Source organism: Pseudofrankia asymbiotica, assembly GCF_001983105.1.
GTDB classification, from domain to species: Bacteria; Actinomycetota; Actinomycetes; order Frankiales; family Frankiaceae; genus Pseudofrankia; species Pseudofrankia asymbiotica.
Window position 1 is genome coordinate 1 of record NZ_MOMC01000018.1, and the last position, 24,970, is coordinate 24,970.

Sequence of the window (24,970 nt, forward strand, 5' to 3'; positions counted from 1 at the left end):
CACCGAAGCTCCCGGCACCCGCCTGGATCAACCGGCCACCGGACGAGGAGCAACCAGACCCGGAACCGACGAGTAGCTAGTTTTCGAACAACACTGCCTCAAAAAGCTTGACGGATTCCGCACCGACAACCGCCGGACCCCCGATCACCACAGCCGACGCGGGCCACCGTAGGACCGCGGGAGGCAACGACCCATCAACTCGACTTACCCAGGAGCCAGACGTGCCGAACCTCCGGTAAGCTGACCACAGCCAGTCGGACGTCACATGATCCCCCTGGAGGCACCCGCCCCCGGTAGGATCGGCGCCGACKAAGCAAGCGGTCCCGCGTAGCTCAATTGGCAGAGCAGCCGGCTGTTAACCGGCAGGTTATAGGTTCGAGTCCTATCGCGGGAGCCTGACCAGCAGATTTTCAAGATCCACTGGCTTGCTGGACGCCCGAGAGCCATTTCAGGACCACTTTATTCGTCGGTTCCACGTTGCTCTTCGTGGTCTCTCACTGTTCCACGGGGTTCCCCTACGGTGAGGCCTAGATCATATCTGTGGTACGTGGCCGACAGCGGTTGGTCCTTCGCGACATGTCCCGCGACCGAGCCGCGGCGTCGGCGCCACGGGTTCTGCGGCGCGGTTGAGATGATCGCCCATTGGCGGAGTGGGTAGCGGTCCGTGACATGCGCGCCCCAACGAATGTCTCGATTGTCCATCTGACCGGCCCGACGTTTGCGGCCCTGGCGAGGGGTGACCTCGCCAGGGCCGACCGCACAAGTCCGGTTCCCCTTCCGCGTTTCTGGCCAGCCTGGACTGCCGTCCGGTGTGGCGGCGACGCGCGCGGCAGGCTCAGGAGGACCCGGACAGTCCCACCTGGGTCACCGGCGTGATCTGGATCCACGTGACGAACTCGCCGTCGGGCAGGCCGGCTATCACGGGCCGCCGGGCGGCCGGGGAACGGTCGAGGTTGGCTACGCCGTCGATCCGCGGCATCGGCGACGCGGCTATACGCGGGCCGCGCTGGAGGCGCTGCCGGTCAGGGCCGCCCGCAAACCGCGTGTATGCACGATTCGCGCCAGCATCCGGCCCGACAGCGCTCTGTCGTCCCTCCTGGTCACCCAGTACGGCCTCCGCAATGTCGGCGAGCGGTGAGACGACCAGGACGGACTGGAATTCGCCTACGAGGTCGCGGCGGGCCACGCTCACTCCATCACCGAAGCCCAACCCGCCGCGCCTTCGCCGACGCACGCGAGCTGTGCACGGCACTCGCCGCTCTGTCCGGTACGCCCTGACAGCGCATTTGGATCACCGAAGAGGTGTGAAATTCTGGCTCCGACAAGATCTGTTACCGGCAGCCGGAAGCCGGGATCGGACAGGGTTAGCGGAGGGTAGCGGCGGACAGGGCTGACCAGCGCGGTGAAAACCGGGCGCCAGGACGACAATTAGCCACCCGCCGCTCGGTAGCTGGGACGCCGCGGGCCTTAGCCAGCGCTGAGTCCCGCCGCCTTCCCGCTGAGGTGGGGATCAGCGCGCTTCCGTGGCGACCGCCGCGTACCGCAGGATCAACGACAGCGCCCCGAAGACGGCTGACCAGACGTAGGTCCAGGACACGTCCCCGGCACTACTTCCCCCCAGTGCGGCGGCTGTCGCCTCCGCACTGAAGAAGACCATCACGGCAACGCTGAGGTAGAAACCCAGGCGGATGACCTTCGCCAAACGGTCGTGGAGGGGTGGCGCGAGCAGGAGGAGGCGGCGAACGGATACACCAGGAGCCGGGGCCGTCTGCGTGACCAGTGCCGACGCCTCTTCCAACCAGGCCAGCGCACGGGTCCGTGCTTCGTCCAGGTCCTCGGACGGGGAAGAGATCGTTTGCCTGGCCTGCCACCACTCGACCGCGAAGCTGACCTGCCGAGCCGCGTCCTCGAACGGCGGCCGGCGCCTTCCCGCATAGGCCCGGCCTTCGCGCCAGTCCTTCAACACCAAACCGAGCGCACCGACTGCGGCCGTAGCTACCGGAACCAGCACGGCCGCGAGGATAGCCACACTGTCCTGCGACACCCTCGGCCCTATTGTCGGCGGCCACGAGATCCTGCCCAGTGACGGCCAGAAGGGTGCCCGCCGGCGGCCAGTAGAACTGCCCACCGGCGGCCACGTGATCTGCCCTGTAGTGACTGCCTGTCCCGGCCTGTCGTGATCGGTCGGGTGCCCCTTCCCGGGTGTGCTGAGCGGTGCCAACCGCTACCCAGCACGGTCCCGAGAAGGGGACGACTTGAAGTCTGCCGAGGAGATCATGGAAATTCTGGAGGCGTACGACCTGACCGGGTCGTTGCGCGACGCGGGCGAGCTCGCGGGCTGTTCGCACCACACGGTGAGCCGTTACGTGGCGGCGCGGGACGCGGGCCGGCTGGTGGCGGGCGCGGCGAGCAGGCCGAGCGTCCTGGACCCGTATCTGGCCAAGATCGAGGAGCTGGTCGAGCGGTCGAAGGGGAAGATCCGCGCCGACGTCGTCCACGACAGGCTCGTCGCGATGGGCTATCCGGGCGCCGAGCGCACGACGCGGCGGGCGGTCGCGCGGGCGAAGGCGGCCTACGCGTCGGGGCGGCGCCGGGTGTTCCGCCCCTGGATCCCGGAGCCGGGGATGTGGGCCCAGTACGACTTCGGGGTCGGGCCGACGGTCGGTGGGACGCCGACGCTGCTGTTGTGCCTGTGGCTGGCCTGGTCGCGGTTCCGGGTGGTGCTGCCGATCCTGGACCGGGCGGCGCCGACGGTGTTCGCCTCGGTCGACGTCGCGCTGCGCCGCCTTGGTGGGGTTCCGACCTACCTGCTGACCGACAACGAGAAGACCGTCACGGTCGAGCACGTCGCCGGCGTGCCGGTGCGCAACCCGACCGCGGTCGGGTTCGGCCGGCACTACGGGCTGACGGTCGCGACCTGCCTGCCGGCCGATCCGCAGACCAAGGGCGGCTCGGAGGCCACCGTGCGGATCGCGAAGGCCGACCTGGTCCCGACGGAGGCGAACCTGCTCGACGCCTACCGGTCGTTCACCGAACTGGAGACGGCCTGCGCCGAGTTCGGCGACCTGGTCAACGCCCGGCCGCACCGGGCCACCCGCCGTCCGCCCGTCCAGATGCTGGCCGAGGAGCGGGCGCGGCTGCACCCGCTGCCCGCCCGGCCGTTCACCGTCCTGCTCGGCGGGGCCCGCCGGGTCGGGTCGACGACCGCGCTGGTCAGCTTCGAGGGCGGCCAGTACTCGGTGCCCCATCGCCTGGCTGGCCAGGTCGTGCGGGTCCGCCGCCACGGCGGGCAGGTCGTCGTCACCCACGTCGGCCCGGACGGGCCGGTCGAGGTCGCGCGCCACCAGGCCACCACCCCCGGCAGTCCCGCTCTCGACGACGCCCACTTCCCCCCGGTCCCGGCGGGGCCGGCCGCCCGTTCACCCAGGCCTCGGACCGCGGCGGAGACCGAGTTCTGCGGCCTTGGCGACGGCGCCCGGCTCTGGCTGGTCGAAGCCGCCGCCGCCGGCACCACCCGGATGCGGGTGAAGATGGCCGAAGCCGTCACCCTCGCGGGCCTGCACGGCCCGGGCACCGTCGACCAGGCGCTCGGCTCCGCGGCGACCGCCGGCCGGTTCGCCGACGGTGACCTGGCCGCGATCCTGACCCACCAGGCCACCACCACCGGTGGCCCGACGTCCCAGGTCGGCGAACAGCACACCCTCGCCCAAGGCACCGGCGGCTGGAACGCCCTGGGCCGTGGGCCGGTGGCCAGCTGATGCGCTTCCCGACCCGCGCCCCGCTGGCCGACCCCGCCGCCCCGGTCACCGTCACCGCCGGCGAACTCRCCGACTGGGCGTTCGACACCGGTCTGGCGGCCCACTACCTCACCCACACGACCACCCTGCGCGCCGGCCGCCAAACCGTCGTCGAGATCCTCGCCCGCCTGACCGCCACGCTCACCGACCTGCTCACCGCACCCGGCCCCGCCGAGATGACGGAGACCGCGCCATGACCACCACCCTGCCAGCCCCGCCGGCGCTGCCCGCCGACCTCGACACCCTGCTGCGCCGGCTCCGCCTGCCCCACGTCCGCCACCTCGCCCCCGAGGTCCTCGCCACCGCCAAGGCCCAGCGCTGGGACCCCGCCGAGGTCCTGCGCGCCCTGTTCACCGCCGAAGCCGACGGCCGTGACCGAGCCGGCCTCGCCACCCGCAGAGCACGGGCCGGCTTCCCCACCGGCAAGACGTTCGAAGCCTGGGACCCCCAGGTCTCCTCGATCCCCACCCCGACCCAGCAGGCCCTCCAGACCCTCGAATGGGTCCACCGCCGCGAGAACCTCGTCATCGCCGGACCCGCCGGCACCGGTAAGACGTTCCTACTCGAAGCCCTCGGCCAACGCGCCGTCGAACAGGGCCTGCACGTCGCCTGGTTCACCCTCGAGGCCCTCGGCGTCCTCGTCCGCGCCCACCGCGCCGACGACTCCGTCACCAGAGCCGTCGAGAAGATCCTCCGCGCCGATCTGATCGTCGTCGACGACATCGGCCTGCTCCCCGTCGGCCCCGACGCCGCCGAAGGCCTCTACCGCCTCGTCGACGCCGCCTACGAGAAACGCTCCATAGCCGTCTCCTCGAACCTGCACCCCGCCGGATTCGACGAGATCATGCCCAAAACCCTCGCCACCGCCACCGTCGATCGGCTCCTGCACCACGCCCACCTCTGCCAGACCACCGGCGAGAGCGTCCGCCTCGCCCAAGCCCTCTCCGGACAAGGAGTCAAACCCCTGAACTAACCCCGGCCCGGGCCGGAACGGTGGCCACCAGTGGGCAGATCTGGTGGCCACCACCGGGCAGGAACCGTGACCGTCACCGGGCACATCTCAATGGCCCTTGACACCCTATCCCCTCTGCCAGGGTGCTCAGCATCGCACGTTCCGTTCAGACGTATCACCAGATCGGAATCGATCGCCCGCGGGTCCTTCACCAGAGACCGGTGATCCCCCGCGCCCGACCCGCCTCGCTGACGACGGCGGCAGAAACGTCTCCGACCGGCATCGCTCCGGTGCCCCGCACGCTGGCCAACCACCACAGGCTCTTGGCCATCTACTGGCCAACCATCACGGTGAGTGGCCAGCTATCACCGATCCCTACAGCCTTGTAGGGATCGAACGAAGATAAGCAGCCGATCCTTGGGGTTCGCAGCTACGTGAGCAGAACTCCGGTCTCGCGGCGGAGCCAGTCGAGCAGTTGCTTGCTAGTGCTGCCGGGAGCGGAGTCCCACTGTCAGCTACTGAACGTGACCGCAGTTTGGGTCCGGTGGAGGAGGCCGAGGACGGGTTCGACGTCGCTGGACGGTCTGCCCGCCGCGCCCAGCGGACCCGGTAAAGCCAGCATTCCGTGGCGGCGTCCAGCCAGCGCGTACCGTGGGAGAATCGCGCTGATGGGGTGCACCGGCGCCCAGGACGGGCGGGAGCTGTGAGGATCGAACCGGCGGACGACGCCATGTTCCGCGAACGCGACGCCTGGCGTTACTACCCGCCTTACGACTTCTACGACAGCGACGGCCTGCCCGTGAAGAACCCGGAGCTCTTCTTCGCCGTGCGCGACGACGATGGCGCCCTCATCGGCTTCTACTTCTTCGAGCCGGTCGACGACGGGCTGTTCTACGGGTTTGGCCTGCGGCCGGATCTCACTGGTCGTGGGCTCGGTGAGCAGTTCGTGCTGGCGGGCCTGGAGTTCGCCCGCCCTATCTACGGCCGGTGCCGCGTGGTGCTCGATGTCGCGGCCTTCAACGAACGCGCCATCCGCCTGTACCGGCGCCTCGGTTTCGCCGAGACCGGCCGGCATACCGAGACGTTCGCCGGTTACGGGCCCGTGGAGTTCGTCGACATGGAAAAGCCCGGCTGAACACCCTCCACGTCGGGCTGGGTCGATGTGGAGGCTCTGTTCGCCGAGACGGCGACCCGTCCCACCTCCGGCCGCGACACCCAGCACCACCGATGGAAGCCACAGGGATCACGCGMCGCTGTCACTGCGGGTTACTGCTCAAATAGCTCGCGACCTGCTGCTCATGTAGTGCTCAACTACGAGGCCGACTGCTCATCTGTCCGCGATCCCCACAAGCCCGGGACCGGTGGACGCACAGCACCTCGAGCCACCACACGATCATGCCCGCGCACAGCACCGATCACTACGATGGCCGGCTGCGACAGACCCGTCACGGCCGACCGTCAGACAACAATGCCGGCCGGCCACGAGAGCACGATCCGGCTGTGCCGTCCGCCGATCACCCGGCCTGCGGAAAAGGCTGTGGGGCCGGGCTTGTTGTCGCGCGCCCGGCCCCACAGTCACGTCCCTGGTTTACCTAGGCACCGTGCACGGGCCGCGGGCGCGGAGCGCGAGATCGTGCCACACGAGGCGGCACAGGTCGAGCACAGGTCGCGTCATCGACGTAGCACCGGAAGCCGTTTAACTGGCACAGATCGCCGCGGTCGCCTGGCAGTATGCATATTCGGTGATCTTCCAGCCGGTGGGTGTGCGGACCGCCTCGCCGCCGGAGATGCGGACCGCCGTGCCGCCGGAGGTGCGAGACCCTGGGGAGTAGACCGCCAGCCGGGGGTCGGTGAAGGTGGTCGACAGCATKATGTCGACCCGGTCCGCGGCTCGGGGCGCGGTGGCCAGCAGTCGGACGGAGGCGGTGCTCGCGAAGCCCGGGTAGAGGCTGGCGAAGGCGGTGCGAGCGGCGACAAGCCTGGGTGCRTCGGTGGTGTCGACGGCGGCGATCGCCTGGGCGGGCGGAACACCGGCGCCCAGGGCCTGGCTGGCGTCGGCCTGGATCGCGGCGGCGATGTCCGGCGTGGCCGAGGGGGGCGGGCCGGCGTCGACGACCAGCGCCTCGGCGATGTGGCGGGTCTCGTCGAGGGTGACCGGGGTACCGCTGGCGACGGTGAGTACGAGGCCGTCACGCTCGATCCAGGTGAAGGCGGACTCCGACTTGCCCGCGTTGTCCTCCTGGATGGCCGGATGGCCGCGCATGGTCGTGTGGGAGGAGGGCTTTGAGCMGGAAAGGACCTCGTAACGCGCGGCGACGTCGCCGAGACTACCGGTTGGCCCCCACTCAGCAGCCACCGTAACGAATCCGCGCTGACCGTCGGTCACCAGCGAGTACGAGGCCCGGTAGGAACGGATCCCGACGCGGGTGTCCGAAGAGCTCGTGCCCGAGCCGACGCTGGTGCCGTCAAGCGTCATGCCAGCGGGCAGCCAGGCGATGGTCACACCGCCGATCACCAGCCCGGATGCGCCGGGTGCCGGCGTCGGCGGCACGGCCGTGGGTACCCCGGCCGGATGGGCGGTGACGGTGGTCAGGCCCGCGGCGGGGACGATGTTGGTGTCGCCGCCGGTGCGCAGCAGCAGGCCGGCAGGGACGATGAGGACCAGAACCAGCAGCGCGGACGCACCGGCGGTCAGCCGGGCACGGCGGCGGCAGCGGTGGCGGGTGGCATCGGCCAGACCGCGCCCGGCGTTGATTCCGGTGGTGCTGGCGCGCAGCGCGTCTGCCACCGCCCGCTCGAACGGGGAGAGGGGGGTCGTCGTCACAGCGCGCTCCTCTTCAGGACAGCCCCGAGATCATCGCTGGTGGTGGCTGGCCGCGGTGGTGTGCCGGTCCGGCTGGGCGTCGAAAGGCCGGGGGCGCGATAGGCCGCCGAGCCCGAGCCCGCGGTGCTGTCTGGCGGCGCGGACAGGTGGCTGCTCTCCCTTAGCCGGGCGAGCCCGCGGGAGGCATGGCTCTTCACCGAGCCGACGGAACAGCCAAGCGTGGCGGCGACGTCGGCCTCCGAAAGGTCGTCCAGATAGCGCAGCACGATGACCGCGCGCTGCCGGGGCGGAAGCGTCAGCAGCGCGCGGACCAGCCCGTCGCGTTGCGAGAGCGCCTCGGCGTGGTCGGCGACGCGGGTGTCAGCCGCCCACCTGCCCTCCGTGAGCAGTGGGACCTCGTGGAAGCGCCGGCGCCGCCAACGGCTGATCGACGCGTTCACCAGCGCACGACGGATGTAGGCCTCGGGCGCCTCGGCGCCGATCCGGCGCCAGTGGCGATACGTGCGTTCCAGCGCGACCTGCAGCAGGTCCTCGGCGGCACCGCGATCCCCCGTCAACAGCACGGCGGACCGCAACAGCCGATCCGCCGTGCGGTCTACGAACTCCTCGAACGCCCGTTCCTCGTCATCGCGCACCCTCCGCCGCCTCCCTCTCGCCGCCAGCTGCCGACGGCTCTCCGGCCGCCGTCGTGCTGTTCGGGGTCCTCAACGCGGGCAGAGGTCGCGAGGTTGAGCCCAGGGCGAAAACGGCGGCCGTCAACGACGGCATCGCCGAGCGGCCTGCCGTCTGGCGCGAGGGGCTCCGTCGCCGCGTCGTTCGCGAGGTCAAGCTGGCAGTAGCCGTCGAACGCAGTCGCGAGCCACAGTTTGAGCGTGGCGAACGACGTCATCGGCGGGAGGCACACGCCGGTCCAGGTGTCGACGCGAAGGCTGTCGAGGACGCCGTTCAACAGCTCGGGCTTGTCCGGGAAGTTGCCGTAGAACCGCAGGGCGATCTCGTCGCCGCGCAGCGCGAGGCGCTCCAGCGGGCTCGCGCCGGCGTCGTGCATACGTACGAAGCCGCGCATCTGGGTCTCGCGGCTGAGGAGCCGGGCCGTGACACGCGAACGCCACCCCGCGGCCGAGACCCCGTAGCCGTAGCGAGTTGAGGGTCTCCGCAATGAGGCCGAAGACGCTTCCTCCATCAGCAGGGCGTCGGCCGCGGTCTTGAAGGTCTGCGCGCCGCCCCGTCGTCCTTCCACGTCAGTTTGATCTGCCGCCCATTCACTCCGCCGGAGGCGTTAGCCAGAGGACCCTGGCCTCGACCCCACGCGCGTGGATCCGAGCGTCGCGGCGATCGGACTGGTGTTGGGGTAGATCAGCTGTCAAGGTCCACAACGGTAAGTTCGAACCCGTAGCCGGCAGCGAGTCCAAGCCCTTCATCTGCTGGCCGGTCACCGAAAAACCGACCTGGTCCGAGCCCATGTTCACCGACTTCAAGTAGTCGACGGCCACTGACCATCGTCCTCGGGGCCGGACTACCGGCCCCGAGGACGAGCCATCCGATCTACAACCGGCTCGCCGAGACGGCGCCGGTCGGCGGGCTGTTCCACAGCGCCAGCCGGCTCTGCCCGAGGACGCGGCCCACCGCATCGGACGACGGGGTCGTGGCGCGTGGCGCGTGGTGTGTGGTGTGTGGCTGGACGATCACGGGCGCCGCGCTGTCGGGCCCGCCCGGGTCGCCATGTTCGCCGAGACATCCCGGCTGTCCATCAACGCCACCGGTCCAGCCGACTCCCCGCCACCCGACTTCCATAAGATCGTTCCAGCTCGCGAACCGAATATGTGGAATTCATGGAAGAAGCGGCTTGCTGGCACGCCAGAAGACTGGAACATCCCTGCTCAGAACCCGTAGACGAGTTTCGACCGCCCACAACTCCGGACCGGGCCCAGCGGAATCCGACCTCGGCCGTCCTCCGCGTGAGTCGTTCCCTTGCCGGCCGGCGCTATCTCACGAACAATCCCTCAGCGGTTTGATCGATCCTGAAGTAAGGTCGGAACGGTCTAGGGGTGGGAGCGCGCCCCGCGGGATCATGCGGGCGGGCGACTCGTCGCGGGGGCGATGGCCGTGGAAGACGGATTCGGCGGCACCACGATCGCGGCTGCCCCCACGGCCGTCCCCGCGGTGGCTCACCCGAGCGAACCCGCGGCGTCCCTGACCAGACAGGGGCAGGGAATCGAGCTCCGCCGCCGTTACGGCGTCCCGGCGCTCGCCGTGGCGGGCGCGGCCTTCGGCGCGGTGGTGCTCTGGCTGGCCGACTCCGGCCGGGACCCGGACACGACCAGCACCCTGTTCTCCGGCGTCGTCGGCGGGCTCTACCTGTTGACCGGCTCCGTCACGCACCTACGCCGGCCGGGCCGGCTCGGGTTGCGGATGGTGACGGTCGGCATCGCCTGGTTCGCCGAGGACCTGAGCGTCTCGATTCATCCGGGGCCGCATACCGTCGGGATGTTCTTCCGGTGTGTGGCCTCGGCGTGCCTGGTGCACCTGCTGCTGGCCTTCCCGGAGGGGCGGCTGCGGACGCGCACCGAACGAGCGGTGACCTGGGCCGTGTATGTGTTCGTGCTCGTTCTCGTGCCACTGGGCGTGCCGTTCTACGAGTCGGTGACGCCGAACCTTCTGTTTGTCGCCAACCTGGCCCCCGCGGAAGACGCGGTGATCGACGGCACGCAGGTGGTGTTCGCCGTGGTCGTCGGCGCCCTGCTGGTCCGGCGTTGGATTGTCGCCACCCCGCCGGCCCGCCGGGTGCTCGCGCCCGTGTACGGCGTCGGGCTCGTCGGGAGCGTCGCGTCGCTGGTCCACCCGGCGTTGGACGGTTCGAGCGCGCTGCTGGTCAACGAGGTCGCCCACCTCGCCACGCTCGGGCTCCCGGTGGCGTTCCTGGCCGGCGCGCTGCGCGTCCGGCTCGGCCGCACAGCCGTCGCGGACCTCCTGCTCCAGCTGCCGCGGATATCGCCGGCCGAGCTGCGCGACCTGTTGGCCCGCGCGCTCGGCGACCCCGCGCTGCGCATCGCCTACCCCCGCCCGGACGACGCCGGTCCCGCCACCGGGGACGTGGACACCGCCGGGTACGTGGACGCCGCCGGGCAGCTCGTCACGCCCCGCCCGAACGACGCGATCACGCCGGTCCGGCGCGGCCCGCGCGTGGTCGCCGTGCTCCTGCACGACCCGGCGCTGCGCGCCGACCCGCATGTCCTGCACGCGGTGACGGCGGTCGCGGCGCTGGAGCTGGACAACCAGCGGCTCGCCGCGGAGGTGCGGGCCCAGCTGGCCGAGGTCCGGGCGTCGCGGGTCCGCATCGTCGCGGCGGCCGACGAGCAGCGCCGCCGGATCGAGCGCGACCTGCACGACGGCGCCCAGCAGCAGCTCGTCACGGCCGCGCTGGTCCTGCGGCTGGCGCGGGACCGGTTCCGCCCGGCACCGCCCGACCCCGAGCTGGACGCTCTTCTGCGGCGGGCCGCCGACGGGCTGGACGCGGCGGTGGCGGAGCTGCGCGAGCTCGCCCGCGGCATCCATCCGGCGGTGCTCACGGAGGCCGGGCTGCTACCCGCGCTGCGGGCGCTCGCCGCCCGCTCGGCGTACCCGGTGCGGGTCATCGACGGGCCCGCGTTGCCGCCGTTGCCGGACGGGGTGGCCGCGACGGCCTACTTCGTCGCGGCCGAGGCCGTGACGAACGCGGCGAAGCACGCCGGTGCGAACCAGGTACAGGTCCACGTCCGGGCGTCCGGGAACCGGCTGCTCGTCACCATCGCCGATGACGGCGCCGGCGGCGCCGACATGGGCGCCGGGACGGGCCTGCTCGGGCTGCGCGACCGGGTGGCCGCGCTCGACGGCAAGCTGACCGTGCGCAGTTTTCCCGGTGCTGGGACGTCCGTCCACGCCGAGCTACCCCTGGAGGGGCCGTGACCACCGCCACCACCGCACCCGACCCGGCCGTGCGGGTGACACGCGTCGTCCTCGCCGACGACGCGTCACTCTTCCGGGTCGCGCTCGCCGAGCTGCTGGAGAGCGACGGGTGCGTGATCGTCGCGCAGGCTGAGAACGCGGACGAGCTGCTCGAGTCCGTAGAGCGGCACCGTCCGGACCTCGCGGTCGTCGACATCCGGATGCCGCCCACCCACCGCCTGGAAGGGCTGCGCGCGGCCGTGCGGCTGCGGGAGCGGCACCCCGAGATGGGTGTGCTTGTCCTGTCGCAGCATCTGGAGGTCGCGCACCTCGACGAGCTGGTCGGGCACACCGCGCGCGGTGTCGGCTACCTCCTCAAGGACCGGGTCACCGGGCCCGACTTCCTGGACGCCGTGCGCCGGGTGGCCGCCGATGGCTGTGCGTTCGACCCCGAGGTCGTCCAGATGCTCGCCGGCGGCAGGCTCGGCGGCGGACTCGACGGCGGCAGGGGCGGTGGCGGCGCGGGGCGGCGCGATGAGCTGGCCGAGCTCAGCCCACGGGAGCGGCAGGTCCTCGCGCTGATGGCGCAGGGCCGGTCCAACAACGGGATCGCCGACGAGCTGCACCTCACGACGCGCACCGTCGAGACGCACGTCCGCAGCGTCTTCCAGCGGCTCGCGCTGGCCGACGAGGCCGAGCACAACCGCCGCGTCCTCGCGGTGCTCGCCTACCTGCGCTCGGCGCGCCGTGCCACGACCAGCGCCAGCGCGGCCGCCGACAGCGCCGACTTCGGGAGGAACCCCGCGGCGGACGACTGCTCGATCGCGTCGCCGTAGTGTTCGGCGTCGCGGATCGAGCAGAACACCACCGTGACGGCGGGGACCGCGCGGTGTAACGCCCGGCAGACGCTGAACCCGTCCATGTCGGGCAGGGCGATGTCGAGCAGGACCGTGTCGGGTCTGGCTTCGGGCACCGCGGCCAGCGCCTCGGCCCCGGTCGCGGCGTCGCCGACCACCTGGTAGCCGCCGCCTTCCAGGAGCTCACGGGCGACGGTGCGGAACGGTGCGCTGTCGTCGACGATGAAGACGCGGCCGACCGCCACCCGGTCCATTTTTCGGATGCTAGCACCGGCGTCCGGCGCCAACTTCGGTGTCAGYACTGGGAAAACCGGTCCCGAAAGCCAGTGTCCGCACCGATGCGCGCGGCCGGTGGCGGGCCCGACACTGCCTCCCATGAAGGCTCTGCTCAGTGTGCGCGCCTGCGTGGTCGCCGTGAACGTCCCGGGCCGGTCCGGCTCCTCGAGCGTCGACGCCGCGTTCACATGCGTCTGACGGAGCGCCGCGTGCCGCTGTGGCGGCACCCGGTGCTGGCACCCGGGTACGCGGCGGCGATCGCGTTCGGTGCCGTCGCGCTGGCGAGCGTGGTCGTGACGCCGGACGAAGGTGCCGCCGGCACCAAGGAGAAGGTCACCGTCACCGTGACGAGCGCGTCCGCGGCGGACGCCGGGCTTCTGACCGGCCTGACCGTCCAGGTCCGCGACGACGAGACCGTGCTGGCCACGGGCCCGACCGACGCGGAGGGCCGGTGGTCGCAGGACGTCACCGCCGGCGACCACGAGGTGTGCGTGGTCGCCGCCGCTGGCCCGGTGCGCCTAGCCGGGTCGAACCCGGCGTCGGCGTGCGCGCGGGAGCGGATGTCCGCCGACAGGACGACCGAGCTGACCGTCGAGCGGGTCCAGGTGGTCGCGGAGACGACGGACGACGACCATCCCCTGCCGAGCGGCGGCAAGGTCACCATCCGTCTTGGCCGGCAGGCGCTGAAGGGCGGTGCTCTCGACCAGACCGGGCGGCTCACGCCTTCCGAGCTGCCGCTGAACGCGGAGGTCTGTCTGGACCCGCCCGCCGGTTGGCGGCTCGCCGGCACGGAAACGGATGGTCAGCAGTGCCGGGCGGTCACCAATCCGGCCGCCGACGTGCTGTTCCGCCTGGAGGCGTCATGACCGCGAGGGCCGGGGAACGCAGGGCGGCCGGCCGGGCGGGAAGGGTTCCGTTCCTCGCGCTCGTGGTCACGGCGGTCGTCGCGGCCCTGCTCGGCTGGGTTCTGCTGTTCCAGGATCGCCCGCGCACGACGACGTTCGCCGTGGTCCTCGGGTCCGTCCTCGTGGGCGGGTTGCTCGCGACTCTGCTGGTGCGGCCGTCACCCGTCCGCGAAACGCCGCCGCCGGCCCGCGAACGACCGCTGGGACCGGCCCGCGAACGACCGCCGGCGACGGTCCGCGAACGACCGCCGGCGACGGTCCGCGAGCGGCCGCGGGCGACGACCCGCGAACCGCCGCCGGGACCGGACAGCCGGTGGTCCGGGTCTGGCTCCGACGGCGAGGGGCCGCGGACCGCGCAGCTCGTGCTGCCGGTCGGGCCGCCGGCGGGCGGCGCCCCGCCCGCGAGCCAGTGGTGGACCAGGGACGCGCCGGCGCCGGCACCGGCACCGCCGTCCGCGTCGGCCCCGGACGACCGACCGACCGAACCGGTCCGCCCGGCTCCCCGCGATCTCGCGGCGCTGCGCGACTCCGCCCGCGTAGTGCAGTGCCCGCGCTGCGGGGCGTTCCGCATCGACGTGCGGCACACCGACACCGGGTACGCGCTGCGCTGCCGCGTCGACGGCCACGAGTGGACCTGGCGGCCCGGCGCCGCGTGGCCGGTCACCGTCGTCGCGAGCCGCCGACGGCGTGCCACTTGACCTCAGGAACGCACTGACCAGGACGGATGAACGCATGTACGAGCGGACCATCTCCCGTACCAACCCAGGCTGCATCGTGTTCCTGCTGGACCGGTCCGACTCGATGAAGCAGCCGTGGCAGTCCAGTGGGGGCAGCCTCGCCGAGGGCGCCACCCGCGCCGTGAACAAGATCCTGCTCGACCTGTGCGTCAAGTCGGCGAAGGAGGTCGGCGGCCGGGCCCGGCACTACTTCGACGTCGGGGTGTTCGGCTATGGCGCCCGCCCGGTGGCGGGCGGCGAGGGCGTCGAGCCGGCACTCGGCGGCCAGCCGATCGTGCCGATCCCGCAGGTGTTCGACAGCCCGCTGCGGGTCGAGGCCGACCAGTCGTCCGACGCCACGGTCGACGCCGTCGCCGGCTCTCGCCTCCCGGTCTGGGTCGAGCCGGTGTTCGGCTACCGCACCCCGATGTGCCAGGCCATCGCGATGGCGGGCGAGCACGTGTTCACGTGGGCGGCGAACCACCCCGACTCGTTCCCGCCGATCGTCATCAACATCACCGACGGGATGGTCACCGACAGCCCCTATGACGGCGCGGACCTCGCCGAGTGGGCCTCCCGGCTCACCTCGATCGAGACCCGCGACGGCCAGGCGCTGCTGTTCAACATCTTCCTGTCGCCGACGGTCGCCCCCGAGGTGCTGTTCCCGGTGACGGCCGCCGGGCTGCCCGAGCCGGGTCCCGAACTGTTCGCGATCTCCAGTGCGCTGCCGGCGTCGATGGTCGCGAACGCGCGCGGCGCGCGACTGGAGCTCGACAACGGCGCTCGCGGGTTCGTGTTCAACGCCGGCCTGGCGACGCTCATGTGGTTCCTGGAGATCGGCACTCGGGTCGCCGACGTCCGGGACCGGTGAGGGACCGACTGATGATCCTGGCCCGCTCCGTCTGTTTCTGGCTGGAGAAGCTGGGCAGCGCGGCACTGGAATGGGAGGACGCCGCCGCCTACGACGACGGCGACCCGGCGGCCGGCGTCGTGCCCCGGTACGTGGTCGTGGACGGCGCCACCGAGGCCTACGACGCGATCCGCTGGGTGGAGCACCTCGCGGGCTCGTTCGTCGCCGAGACCGGGCCCGACCTCACTCCTGACGGGCTGCGCGCCTGGTTCGAGCAGGTCCAGCGGCTGTGGGCCGCCGAGGCACCCGCACGGTTCACGACCGTCATCGAGGAACACAAGTTCCGCTCCGAGGGGTCGTTCGCGACGTTCCTGGGGTGCCGGCTCACCGGCCTCGACGGGCCCCGCGCCCGCTGGGAGGCCGCCGCGCTCGGCGACACCGTGCTGTTCCACGTCCGGGCGGGCCGGCTGCTCACGCACTTCCCACCGATCGACGTGGACGGGTTCGGTCTCTCCCCCGCCGGAATCGGCACTCGTTCGGCGGCGCTCGGCCCGATGCTGCGCGGTCTGGAGCTGGCCAGCGGCGAGGTCCGCGCGGGCGACGTGCTCTTCGTCGCCACCGACGCGCTGGCCCAGTGGCTGCTGCGGGAGGTCGCGCGCGACGAGGCGGCGCTGTGGACGGCGCTCGCCGGCCTGGACCACGACGCGGCGTTCGCGGCGATCGTCGCCGACCAGCGCGCGGCCGGGCGGATGCACAACGACGACGTCACCCTGCTGCGCGTCCGGCTCGTCACGGCCGAGTCCAGGGCCCTGGTGGTGTCCCTGTGACCGGCTACCCGTCCGCCGAGGACTACATCAAGGCCGTACAGCGGCCCGATCTCGTGTTCGACCGGCCCGAGCTGACCGGGGCCCGGTTCGACGTGCATCCGATGCTGGGCATACCCGTCCCGGCGTCGGGCAGCACGGCGGTCGTCTTCAGGGCGACGGTCGGCGGCACCGCGCAGGCGCTGCGGTTCTTCACCCGCGAGGACGCGTCCACGCAGCAGCGCTACACCGCGCTCAACGCCTGGTTCACCGAACGCGGCCTCACCGACGACGTCGCCAGCTGCCGGTGGGTGAACGACGCGATCCTTGTCAACGGGCGACGCTGGCCGATGGTCCAGATGGAATGGGTGGACGGGCATCCCCTCGACCAGCACGTCGAGGACCTCGTCCAGACCGGCGACCGCGTGGCGCTGGGGAAACTCGCCTACTCGTGGCGCGACCTGCTGCGCCGGACCCAGGGCGCCCAGTTCGCGCACGGCGACCTGCAGCACGGCAACGTGCTCGTCGACACGGACAGCCGGCTGCGCCTGGTCGACTTCGACAGCTCGTGGATCGTCCCGTTCACCGGCTTCCCGCCGCCGTCGGAGGGCGGGCATCGCAACTACCAGCCCGAGAACCGGGTCTGGGGGCCCTGGATGGACACCTTCCCCGGGCTCGTCATCTACCTCTCGCTGCTGGCGCTCGCCCGCGACCCGAAGCAGTGGGAGCAGCTCAACGACGGCGAGAACCTGCTCTTCGGTCACCAGGACTACCTGCCGCCGCATCGAACCGAGGCATGGTCGTGGGTCGAGCGGCTGCACGACCCGGAGGTCGACCAGCTCGCGGCCCGGCTGCGGGCCTGCTGCGCGCCGAGCTGGACGGCCACGGGCGACCTCGAGGAGCTGATCGCGGCGCCCGTTCCCTGGTGGACGCGCACCGTGACGCATCCGTCGGTCGGCCCGGCAGCCGGCACACCGGTGGGCGCACCGGTGGGGACACCGCCCGCTCCCGGTCCCGGATCCACCACCGCGCCGCCGTGGCCCCGCCGCCAGCCCGATCCCCAGCCGGCGGGGCGGCCCGGTCCCCAGCCGACGGGGCCGTCCGGGTGGTGGCAGCAGCAGCCCGGCCCGCGGACCGGGCCCGCACAGCCCGCTCCCACGCAGCCGACCGCGCCGCCGCCCGCGGCGGCGCGACCCATCCCGTCGCGGCCGGCCCCGGCGCGGGCGGGCGGCATGGGGGGGCCGGCGCGCACCGCGGGCCTATACCTGGCCGCCATGGTCGCGGCGACGGTGGTCTGGGCGGTCGCCCTTGCCCTGATCGCCGTGCTCCTCCACCTCGCCGGGCTCCCCCCCGCCGCGGGGTCCATCATCGCCGCGCTTGTCGCCCTCGTGCCGGCTCTGATGGTCTTCCGCCGCGTGGTCCGGAGACGACGGCGACGACCACCCGGGAAGACACCATGAGACAGCGGATGTTCGGCCCGTACCGCATCGAGGAGCTGTTGGGCCGCGGCGGGATGGGCGAGGTCTACCGCGCCTACGACACCGGGCAGCAGCGGATGGTCGCGCTCAAGCTCCTGCTCTCGAGCCTGGCCGGGGACCCGCAGTTCACCGAGCGGTTTCGCCGGGAATCCGAGATAGCGGCGCAGCTGCGCGAACCGCACGTGATCCCGATCCACCGCCACGGCGAGATCGACGGCCAGCTCTTCATCGACATGCGCCTGGTGGAGGGTGCCGACCTCGGCGCGGTGCTGCGCGACGGCCCGCTCGACCCGGCGACCGCCGTCGACGTCGTCGAGCAGATCGCCTCCGCGCTGGACGCCGCGCACGCCGACGGGCTGATACACCGCGACGTCAAGCCGTCCAACGTGCTGTGCGCGGGCCGCGGCCGGCCGACCGACTTCGTCTACCTCGTCGACTTCGGGATCGCCCGCGCGGTCGACGGCACGGGGATCACCACGACCGGAGGGGCGATCGGCTCGGTCGAGTACATGGCGCCCGAGCGGTTCCTGTCAGGGCGGGTCGACCACCGGGCGGATGTCTACTCGCTGGCCTGCCTGCTGTTCGAGTGCCTCGCCGGGCGCCGGCCGTTCGTCACCGCCGAACGGCTCGCGGTGGTCATGGCTCACCTGCAGGACCCGCCACCCGTCCTGTCCGCCGTGCGGCCCGGGACGCCGGCCGCGTTCGACGCCGTCATCGTGCGGGGCCTGGCGAAGTCCCCTGACGACCGGCACCCGTCCGCGGCCGCGTTCGCGGCGGCGGCCCGCGCGGCCCTCGCCTCGGCGGCCCCGGCCACCCCGGTCCCGCCGCCGGCCGCGCCGGCCGCGGGCGGCAAGTGGTGGACGCGGACAGGCGACGCCCCGACGGCGAAGCCCGCGCCCGCCACCCCGCCGGCGCCATCCCCACGGCCCGCGCCACCCACACCGCCGCCGTCACCGGCACCGCCCGTCTCACCCACACCGCCGGCCAGGCCCGGACCCGGCTGGTGGGAGGCCAAGAACGCTCCACCGGCACCACCGGCGTCACCACCGGCGTCACCCACACCGCTCGCGCCACCCACACCGCCGGCGTCACCCAAGCCGCCGGCGTCGCCGCCAGCGTCACCCACACCGCCGGCCAGGCCCGGATCCGGCTGGTGGCCGGCCAAGAGCGCGCCGCCGCCGACGCCGCCCGACCCGCCGACCGCACCTGTGCCCCCGCCGGCGCCGGCGCCGGCACCCGCCGCCACACCGGCGCCGGCACCCGCCGCCGTCCTGGCCACCAGGCGTTACCAGATGACGCAGGCAGCGTCGACCGCGCCGCCACCCACGGCCCAGGGGCCGGGCACCCCACCCGCCAGGCCCGCCGCGGGCGGGACCTGGTGGGAGCGCAAGGCCACGGCGCTGCATCCGGTCGGGACGGCGACGGTCGTCATCGGCCGCGCCCCCGAGTGCGACGTGCCGCTCACCGACCCGCTCGTCTCGCGCCGGCACGCCGAGCTGCGCCGGGTCGGGCCCGCGTGGCGGATCGTCGACCTCGGCAGCTGGAACGGGACGTTCGTCAACGGCCACCGGGTCGACCAGGCGACGATCGGGGCCGGCGACATCGTCGGCATCGGGCACGCCCTGCTGCACCTGCAGGGCGGCACCCTCGTCGAGTACACCGACTCGGGCGACATCTCGTTCGAGGCCGACGACCTCGTCGTCACCCGCTCCGGGCGGCGGCTGCTCGACGGGGTCGGGTTCGCGCTGCCCGAGCGCAGCCTGCTGGCCGTCGTCGGGCCGAGCGGGGCCGGGAAGTCCACGCTGCTCGCCGCCCTGACCGGGCAGCATCCCGCGGACTCCGGCGAGGTCCGCTACGCGGGCCGCGACCTCTACGCGTCCTACGACGAGCTGCGCCAGCGCATCGGGCTCGTCCCCCAGGACGACATCCTGCATCCGCAGCTGACCGTCCGCCGGGCCCTGCGGTACGCGGCCGCGCTACGGTTCCCCGCCGACACCCCGGCGGCCGAGCGCGACGCCCGGGTCGAGGAGGTGATCGGCGAGCTGGGACTCGCCGGCCAGGCCGGGCAGCGGATCACCACCCTCTCCGGTGGGCAGCGCAAGCGCACGAGCGTCGCGCTGGAGCTGCTCACCCGCCCGTCCCTGCTCTTCCTCGACGAGCCGACGTCCGGGCTGGACCCGGGCATGGACAAGTCGGTGATGCAGACCCTGCGCAAGCTGGCCGACGATGGCCGAACGGTCGTCGTCGTCACGCACTCCCCCGCGCAGCTCGACCTGTGCGACCGGCTGCTCGTGCTCGCGTCGGGCGGCCGGCTCGCGTACTTCGGGCCGCCCGGCGAGGCGCTCGCGTACTTCGGCCAGCGTGACTTCGCGGACATGTTCCTGCTGCTCGACCACTCCCGGGACGTCGACTGGACGGCCCGGTTCCGGGCCTCGCCGCAGTTCGCGAAGTACGGGACGCCGACTGGCCCGGCGCGGCCCGCGGTGCCCGCGGCGCGGGCCACGCCGGACGCGCCGCCGCGGCAGCAGCCGGCGCCGCGCCAGTTCGCCGTGCTCGCCCGCCGCTACCTCGCGGTGATCGCGGCCGATCGGGCCTACACGTTGTTCCTGCTCGCGCTGCCGCTGGTGCTGAGCGTCTTCGCGCAGCTGCTGCCGGGCGGGCACGGGCTGTCGTGGCTGGGCACGCGGGCCGATTCTGGCGGCGGCGGTGACGGCGGCGGCAGCGGCGGCAGTGACATCGCGCCGCTCATGCTCGTGCTCGTGCTCGGATGCGCGTTCACGGGGTTCGCCGGAGCGTTCCGCGAGCTGGTCAAGGAACGCTCCATCTTCCGCCGCGAGCAGGCGATCGGGCTCTCGCGCGGCGCGTACCTCTGGTCGAAGCTCGCCGTGCTGGGCGCGATCACCAGCGCGCAGGCCGTGATCCTGGCGGTCGCCGGGCTGTACGGCCAACCTGGCCCGGACGCTCCGCTCGCGCTGGGCAACGGGGTGGCCGAGGTCGTCGTCGCCATGATCGCGGTCGCGCTGGCCGCGATGGTCCAGGGGCTGCTGGTCTCGGCTCTGATCGCGAACGCCGACCGCGGCATGCCCATCCTCGTGGTCGTCCTGCTGCTGCAGTTCCTGCTGTGCGGGCTGCTCATACCGCTGGATCACAAGCCGCCGCTGGAACAGATCGCCTACCTCATGCCGGCCCGGTGGGGGTTCGCGATGGTCGCGGCGACCACCGGCTACCGCCAGACGCCGACCGACCCCGACCTCGACCCGCTGTGGAAGGCCGAGGCCGGCACCTGGGCGCTTGACCTCGCCGCGCTCCTGCTGCTGACCGCGGCCCTCGCGTGGGCGACGTGGCCCGTCCTGCGCCGCGGGTCGGCTCCCCGGAAAGGTCGATGACCAGCGCCGATGACCAGGGCCCATGACCAGGGCCCAAAACCGCGGCGAGAGGACGGGCCTCGCGACGTTCCACCCGGGAGTGCCCTTGGCCGTCCTACGACCGCGGGCGGCGGGTGAGCCACAGGATGGCGGCCAGGGCGACGGCGGCCCAGGCGGCGAGGGCGATGAGATGGTCCCCGACCGGGGCGATGCCGATCCACGGGTCGACGATGGCCGGGATGACCGATGGCAGGGCGTCGGAGATCGAGCGCATCGTGCTGGTCATGACGGTCCGCGGCGGTCCGCCGCCGCCGAGCAGGTAGAGCGGGAAGAACGTCATCAGTCCGATGGCCTGCGCGGCGCGCGCGGTCGGCACGGCGAGGCCGATGGCGACCCCGAGCAGGACGAGCGTGCCGCTGCCGGCGACGAACCCGAGCAGGACCTGCCAGGGGTGCTCGAACGCGGGGATGCCGTAGGTCGGCGCCGCCACCGCCAGCACGAGCGCGACGGCGAGGAGGATCAGGCCCCAGGTGACGGCGGCCTGGGCGGCGACGACCCGGGCGGTGGAGATCCCGAACGCCTCGAACCGCCGCAGCACCCCGCGCTCTCGGTAGGAGGCGAGCGCGACCGGCAGCCCGATGAGCGCGAGGGCGATCACCGAGACGCCGGTCGAGGCGGCGACGTAGTAGTCATCGGGCCGCCGCATGGCGAACCCGTCGTCCGGATCGCTGCCGAAGACGCCGGCGAGGACGAGCATGGTGAACGGCGGGAAGAGGAAGGCGAACACGAGCAGGGTCCAGTCGCGGGTGAGCAGACGGGTCTCGGTCAGCGCGAGCGCGCCGAGCTTCGCGGCGCGGCCGCTGGTCCTCGCGGAACGCCCGGTCTTCGTGGGCTCGCTGGTGGGCACGGTGATGGTCATCGGTGGTCTCCGGTCAGCAGGGCGACGACGGTGTCGGACAGGGACGCGCGGCGGACGGTGAAGTCGGCTGGCCGCAGGCCGCGGCGGTCGAGCTCGGCCGCGAGCGGGACGACCGCCGACGGGGCGACGACCACGGACGCGGCCTCGCCGTCGTAGCCGACCTCGGCGACCCCGGGCAGGTCGACGAGGCCCGCGAGCGCCACGGCGCTCGGCGCCGCGAACTGGACGGTGACCGTCCCGGCCGCGCCGGTCAGGTCGACGGGCCGCCCGCAGGCGAGCAGGGCGCCGTCGGCGAGGACGGCGACCCGGTCGCACAGCCGCTCGGCCTCGTCCAGGTCGTGGCTGACGAGGACGACCGTCGCTCCCTGGTCGCGGGCCTGTTCGACCAGGCGCCAGGTCTCCTGACGGGCGGCCGGGTCCAGGCCCTGGGTCAGCTCGTCGAGGAACACGAGCCGCGGCTGGTTGACCAGCGCGAGGGCGAGGAACAGCCGCTGGCGCTGCCCGCCGGACAGGGTGCCGAACGGCTTGCGCAGCAGCGGGCCGAGCCGCCACTGCTCGGCCAGCGTCCGCCAGTCGACGCGGTCGTCGGCCAGCCGGGCGAACAGCCGCAGCGCCTCGCCGACCCGCAGGCGGTCCGGCAGCGCCGACGCCTGCAGCTGGGCGCCGAGGAGCGGGCGAAGCCGCGAACGGTCCCGGTCCGGGTCGAGCCCGAGGACCTCGACCCGGCCGCCATCGCGGCGGCGCAGCCCTTGCAGGATCTCGACGGTGGTGGTCTTGCCGGCGCCGTTGGCGCCGGCCAGGCCGAAGATCTCGCCGGTGTGGACGGTGAAGGACAGCCCGCGCAGCACCGGCTGGCCGCCGTACGCCCGGCGGAGGTCCTCGACCTCGATCGCTACGTTGCTCATGCCGCCGGACGTTAGGTGCCGCCGGGCCGGTGCCGCTTCGGCCCGCGGGCCCCAGTCGCGGTCCTCCCGTGGTCGGAACTCGACCCGGTGGCCGCTACCGCGGGGGTCCGCCGCCGCCGCCGTGGCGGGCGGCGCTACGGCGGATCGCCCCCGGGAGCCACGACGCCATGGTCGTAGGCGAACACGATGGCCGCGGCGCGGTCGCGCACGCCGAGCTTGGTGAAGATCCCGCCGACGTGGGTCTTCACGGTCGCCTCGGCCACGTGCAGGACCGCGGCGATCTCCCCGTTCGTGGCGCCGCGGGCCATCAGCCGCAGCACGGCGTGCTCGCGGTCCGAGAGTGCCTCCAGCCGGATCGACCGCCGGGCGGCCGGTGCCACCAGCCTGCGGTAATGGTCCAGCACCCTGGTGGCGACCCCCGGGGCGAACCAGGCCCCGCCCGCGGCGACCGTGCGCACCGCCGCGATCAGGTCCTCGGCCGCCGAGTCCTTGAGCGCGAACCCGGCGGCGCCGGCCTCGATGGCTCCCCACAGCAGCTCGTCCTCGTCGAACGTCGTGAGCACGAGAACCAGCGGCCCGTCCGCCGACCCGTTCGCGGCGGCCCGCAGCCGGGCCGTCGCGGCGATGCCGTCCAGAACCGGCATGCGGATGTCCATGAGAACGACGTCCGGCCGCAGCGCCGGCAGGCGGTCCACCGCCTGCCGGCCGTCCGCGCACTCGGCGACCACCTCGAACCCGTCGGCCGGTGACAGGATCCGCGCGAGCCCGGCCCGGATGATGGCCTGGTCGTCGACGATCGCCACCCGGATCACGAGACCAGGCCTCCGTCGGCCGCCTCAGCCGGCACGCCATCGCCATCGGCATCCGGGCTGGCCGCGCCGGGCGCGGGTACGCCGGGCGCGGGTACGCCAGCCGGCGCGGCGGTCCTGGTCAGGAGGAACGTCCTGGCCGCCACCTCGTCGGCGTCGAGCGGCAGCCAGCAGCTCACCCGCCAGCCGTCCGGGGTCGGTCCGGCGCTCAGCGCGCCGCCGAGCACGGTCGCCCGTTCGCGCATCCCCGCCAGGCCGTAGCGCGGCCGGTCCCGCTCACCGGCCGAGGCCGCCGGCACCGGCCCCACCGTCGTGGCCTCCAGTCGGACCCGGTCCTCCGCCCGTTCGAGCAGCATGTCGGTGCGGGCCCGCGGCGCGTGCCGCGCCGCGTTGGCGAGCGCCTCCTGCGCGATCCGGTACACCGCGACCCCGATCCCCGCCGGAACGTCGGCGAGGTTCCCGCGCATCCGCAGGTCGACCGCGAGACCGCCGGCGCGGGCCTCGTCCACGAGGACCGCGATGTCACCGGCCGACACCGGCGGCGCCGTCGCGGCGGCCCCCTCGTCGGTGCGCAGCAGCGTGACGGTCCGGCGCAGCTCGCGCATGCTGCGCCTGCCGACCTCCTCGGCGGACCGCAGGGCCTCCTCGGCGGCGACCGGATCCCGGTGCAGCACATGCCGGGCGCTGGTCACCTGCAGCATGACGGCGGCCAGCCCATGCCCGACCAGGTCATGAACGTCCCGGGCGATCCGGCGCCGCTCGTCGAGCAGGGACTGGTGCGCCAGCTCCCGGCGGCTGTCGTCGAGCAGCGCCGCGAGCCGGCGTTCCCGCGCGTTGGCGCGGCCCAGGATCCAGGGGAAGACGATGCCCAGTATCCAGATGCCGACGTTGACCTCGCCCGGGTCCTGGACGAGGTACACCACGACGGGAGTCGCCGCCGCGAGCAGGCCGAGCGGGAGCGCCAGGGCCAGCGGCGGGCACCAGCGCCCGACGACCAGCCCGAGGATCGACACCTCGAACATCGCCGGCTCGTGCCCGCCGGAGAGCTGCGCGAGTACCGCCGAGACCATCACAGCGACGCCGCAGAGCAGGAGGATCGCGGCGGGCGGGAAGCGCGGCCCGCGACGGGGCAGATATCCCCACCCGGCGAAGGCCACGACCGGCGCCGCCAGGAAGACCAGCTCGTGGGCCGGCCCCGGGTCCGCGGTCGCGGCGATGATCGCGACCGCGAGCGCCAGCACCGGGACCAGGCCGCGCTTGGCGTCGAGGCCGTCAGCGGCCTCGGAGAGCGCCCAGGCGCGCCCCGCCGCCCGCGGGCTCGCCTTCGATGGCGCCTGCGCGCTCGGCGGGCTGGGCCCCGTCGCCCGAGGCGCCGCCTGGCCAGGCTCGCCAGGCTGGCTGGTCATCCACCGACAGTATCGCCGTGATCCGCCGCCGGACATCCACCCACGGTCGCATCCGTCCCACCACCCCAGGTCGCGGTGTCAGACCTGATATCAAGCCCTCCCGCGTGCCACCGCCTGATGTCGCCGGTTCCGGACCGCCGGCAGACCACCGGGTTGATGATCTCCATCGGTTCGGGTACGGCCG

The 24,970-nt window shown here is 73.0% G+C and carries 22 protein-coding genes and 1 tRNA gene; 14 read left to right on the forward strand and 9 right to left on the reverse strand.

All coding sequences use genetic code 11. The features are described from left to right. Positions 1-321: 321 nt before the first annotated feature. Positions 322-394 (forward strand) — tRNA-Asn (locus BL253_RS10780). A gap of 417 nt (positions 395-811) precedes the next feature. Then, entirely contained in the window at positions 812-1,138 is a 327-nt protein-coding gene (locus tag BL253_RS45330) for a GNAT family N-acetyltransferase (protein WP_198946236.1), read from the forward strand. Between the two features lie 372 nt (positions 1,139-1,510). Here BL253_RS45330 and BL253_RS10790 read toward each other — a convergent pair whose 3' ends face one another. Further along, the gene (locus tag BL253_RS10790; RefSeq protein WP_158230345.1) at positions 1,511-2,029 is read right to left on the reverse strand and encodes a hypothetical protein; all 519 of its coding nucleotides are present in this window, start codon (positions 2,027-2,029) and stop codon (positions 1,511-1,513) included. A 226-nt stretch (positions 2,030-2,255) separates the two neighbouring features. On the opposite strand from BL253_RS10790, the gene istA reads away from it, so the two are divergent. The 4 genes from istA (at position 2,256) to BL253_RS10810 (ending at position 5,884) form a co-directional block, all read left to right on the forward strand. Beyond that, positions 2,256-3,758, forward strand: coding sequence for an IS21 family transposase (gene istA / locus BL253_RS10795; RefSeq protein WP_076816031.1), 1,503 nt, complete (start codon positions 2,256-2,258; stop codon positions 3,756-3,758). Continuing rightward, a complete protein-coding gene (locus tag BL253_RS10800; RefSeq protein ID WP_076816033.1) occupies positions 3,758-3,994 on the forward strand; it encodes a hypothetical protein in 237 nt (78 codons plus the stop codon). Before istA ends, BL253_RS10800 begins: the two co-directional genes overlap by 1 nt. Next, the gene (istB, locus tag BL253_RS10805) at positions 3,991-4,770 is read left to right on the forward strand and encodes an IS21-like element helper ATPase IstB (RefSeq protein WP_076816035.1); all 780 of its coding nucleotides are present in this window, start codon (positions 3,991-3,993) and stop codon (positions 4,768-4,770) included. The genes BL253_RS10800 and istB overlap by 4 nt, the downstream gene beginning before the upstream one ends. A 682-nt stretch (positions 4,771-5,452) precedes the next feature. Beyond that, complete coding sequence (locus BL253_RS10810; protein WP_076816037.1) at positions 5,453-5,884, forward strand: GNAT family N-acetyltransferase; 432 nt, start codon at positions 5,453-5,455, stop codon at positions 5,882-5,884. A gap of 561 nt (positions 5,885-6,445) precedes the next feature. On the opposite strand, the gene BL253_RS10815 is transcribed toward BL253_RS10810, so the two are convergent. From BL253_RS10815 to BL253_RS10825, 3 genes are read right to left on the reverse strand one after another with little or no spacing between them, the layout of a single operon-like run. Then, a complete protein-coding gene (locus BL253_RS10815; protein WP_076816038.1) occupies positions 6,446-7,573 on the reverse strand; it encodes a hypothetical protein in 1,128 nt (375 codons plus the stop codon). Further along, a complete protein-coding gene (locus BL253_RS10820; RefSeq protein ID WP_076816040.1) occupies positions 7,570-8,208 on the reverse strand; it encodes a SigE family RNA polymerase sigma factor in 639 nt (212 codons plus the stop codon). The genes BL253_RS10815 and BL253_RS10820 overlap by 4 nt, the downstream gene beginning before the upstream one ends. Then, positions 8,169-8,639 (reverse strand): class I SAM-dependent methyltransferase, encoded by a 471-nt coding sequence (locus BL253_RS10825; RefSeq protein WP_158230346.1) that lies wholly within the window; start codon positions 8,637-8,639, stop codon positions 8,169-8,171. The genes BL253_RS10820 and BL253_RS10825 overlap by 40 nt, the downstream gene beginning before the upstream one ends. A gap of 1,034 nt (positions 8,640-9,673) precedes the next feature. Here BL253_RS10825 and BL253_RS10840 point away from each other — a divergent pair. Both BL253_RS10840 and BL253_RS10845 read left to right on the forward strand, forming a co-directional pair. Beyond that, positions 9,674-11,518: a sensor histidine kinase gene (locus BL253_RS10840; RefSeq protein WP_081438213.1), complete on the forward strand. Its 1,845-nt coding sequence runs from the start codon at positions 9,674-9,676 to the stop codon at positions 11,516-11,518. Continuing rightward, complete coding sequence (locus BL253_RS10845) at positions 11,515-12,333, forward strand: response regulator transcription factor (RefSeq protein WP_076816047.1); 819 nt, start codon at positions 11,515-11,517, stop codon at positions 12,331-12,333. The genes BL253_RS10840 and BL253_RS10845 overlap by 4 nt, the downstream gene beginning before the upstream one ends. Here BL253_RS10845 and BL253_RS10850 read toward each other — a convergent pair. Further along, positions 12,225-12,608: a response regulator gene (locus tag BL253_RS10850; RefSeq protein ID WP_076816049.1), complete on the reverse strand. Its 384-nt coding sequence runs from the start codon at positions 12,606-12,608 to the stop codon at positions 12,225-12,227. The two genes, BL253_RS10845 and BL253_RS10850, sit on opposite strands and share 109 nt — an antisense overlap. Positions 12,609-12,839: 231 nt before the next feature. Here BL253_RS10850 and BL253_RS10855 point away from each other — a divergent pair, with 231 nt between their 5' ends. From BL253_RS10855 to BL253_RS44720, 6 genes are read left to right on the forward strand one after another with little or no spacing between them, the layout of a single operon-like run. After that, the gene (locus BL253_RS10855) at positions 12,840-13,496 is read left to right on the forward strand and encodes a hypothetical protein (protein WP_241834697.1); all 657 of its coding nucleotides are present in this window, start codon (positions 12,840-12,842) and stop codon (positions 13,494-13,496) included. After that, positions 13,493-14,233, forward strand: a complete 741-nt coding sequence (locus tag BL253_RS10860; RefSeq protein WP_076816052.1) for a hypothetical protein — start codon at positions 13,493-13,495, stop codon at positions 14,231-14,233. Before BL253_RS10855 ends, BL253_RS10860 begins: the two co-directional genes overlap by 4 nt. Positions 14,234-14,267: 34 nt before the next feature. Continuing rightward, on the forward strand, positions 14,268-15,122 hold the full coding sequence (locus BL253_RS10865) for a vWA domain-containing protein (protein ID WP_076816054.1): 855 nt from the start codon (positions 14,268-14,270) through the stop codon (positions 15,120-15,122). Positions 15,123-15,133: 11 nt separating this feature from the next. Next, the gene (locus BL253_RS10870) at positions 15,134-15,928 is read left to right on the forward strand and encodes a hypothetical protein (RefSeq protein WP_076816055.1); all 795 of its coding nucleotides are present in this window, start codon (positions 15,134-15,136) and stop codon (positions 15,926-15,928) included. Continuing rightward, positions 15,925-17,364 carry a serine/threonine-protein kinase gene (locus tag BL253_RS10875; RefSeq protein WP_076816057.1) on the forward strand — a complete coding sequence of 480 codons (1,440 nt, stop codon included), beginning with the start codon at positions 15,925-15,927 and terminating at the stop codon, positions 17,362-17,364. Before BL253_RS10870 ends, BL253_RS10875 begins: the two co-directional genes overlap by 4 nt. Then, complete coding sequence (locus BL253_RS44720; RefSeq protein ID WP_076816059.1) at positions 17,361-20,768, forward strand: protein kinase domain-containing protein; 3,408 nt, start codon at positions 17,361-17,363, stop codon at positions 20,766-20,768. The genes BL253_RS10875 and BL253_RS44720 overlap by 4 nt, the downstream gene beginning before the upstream one ends. A gap of 94 nt (positions 20,769-20,862) precedes the next feature. Here the strand turns inward: BL253_RS44720 and BL253_RS10885 are convergent, their stop codons facing one another. The 4 genes from BL253_RS10885 to BL253_RS10900 all read right to left on the reverse strand — a co-directional run bounded on the left by BL253_RS10885 (position 20,863) and on the right by BL253_RS10900 (position 24,786). Then, complete coding sequence (locus BL253_RS10885; protein WP_076816061.1) at positions 20,863-21,666, reverse strand: ABC transporter permease; 804 nt, start codon at positions 21,664-21,666, stop codon at positions 20,863-20,865. After that, positions 21,663-22,571, reverse strand: a complete 909-nt coding sequence (locus BL253_RS10890) for an ABC transporter ATP-binding protein (protein WP_076816063.1) — start codon at positions 22,569-22,571, stop codon at positions 21,663-21,665. Before BL253_RS10890 ends, BL253_RS10885 begins: the two co-directional genes overlap by 4 nt. 134 nt (positions 22,572-22,705) lie before the next feature. Then, positions 22,706-23,383: a response regulator transcription factor gene (locus BL253_RS10895; RefSeq protein ID WP_076816065.1), complete on the reverse strand. Its 678-nt coding sequence runs from the start codon at positions 23,381-23,383 to the stop codon at positions 22,706-22,708. Then, a complete protein-coding gene (locus BL253_RS10900) occupies positions 23,380-24,786 on the reverse strand; it encodes a sensor histidine kinase (protein ID WP_241834698.1) in 1,407 nt (468 codons plus the stop codon). The genes BL253_RS10895 and BL253_RS10900 overlap by 4 nt, the downstream gene beginning before the upstream one ends. Between the last annotated feature and the right edge of the window lie 184 nt (positions 24,787-24,970).

Coding starts and splice junctions, on each gene's coding strand:
- istB (WP_076816035.1), top strand. CDS start 3,991: ATGACCACCACCCTGCCAGCCCCGCCGGCGCTGCCCGCCGACCTCGAC.
- BL253_RS10825 (WP_158230346.1), bottom strand. CDS start 8,639: ATGCGCGGCTTCGTACGTATGCACGACGCCGGCGCGAGCCCGCTGGAG.
- BL253_RS10840 (WP_081438213.1), top strand. CDS start 9,674: ATGGCCGTGGAAGACGGATTCGGCGGCACCACGATCGCGGCTGCCCCC.
- BL253_RS10850 (WP_076816049.1), bottom strand. CDS start 12,608: ATGGACCGGGTGGCGGTCGGCCGCGTCTTCATCGTCGACGACAGCGCA.
- BL253_RS10860 (WP_076816052.1), top strand. CDS start 13,493: ATGACCGCGAGGGCCGGGGAACGCAGGGCGGCCGGCCGGGCGGGAAGG.
- BL253_RS10865 (WP_076816054.1), top strand. CDS start 14,268: ATGTACGAGCGGACCATCTCCCGTACCAACCCAGGCTGCATCGTGTTC.
- BL253_RS10870 (WP_076816055.1), top strand. CDS start 15,134: ATGATCCTGGCCCGCTCCGTCTGTTTCTGGCTGGAGAAGCTGGGCAGC.
- BL253_RS44720 (WP_076816059.1), top strand. CDS start 17,361: ATGAGACAGCGGATGTTCGGCCCGTACCGCATCGAGGAGCTGTTGGGC.
- BL253_RS10885 (WP_076816061.1), bottom strand. CDS start 21,666: ATGACCATCACCGTGCCCACCAGCGAGCCCACGAAGACCGGGCGTTCC.
- BL253_RS10890 (WP_076816063.1), bottom strand. CDS start 22,571: ATGAGCAACGTAGCGATCGAGGTCGAGGACCTCCGCCGGGCGTACGGC.
- BL253_RS10900 (WP_241834698.1), bottom strand. CDS start 24,786: ATGACCAGCCAGCCTGGCGAGCCTGGCCAGGCGGCGCCTCGGGCGACG.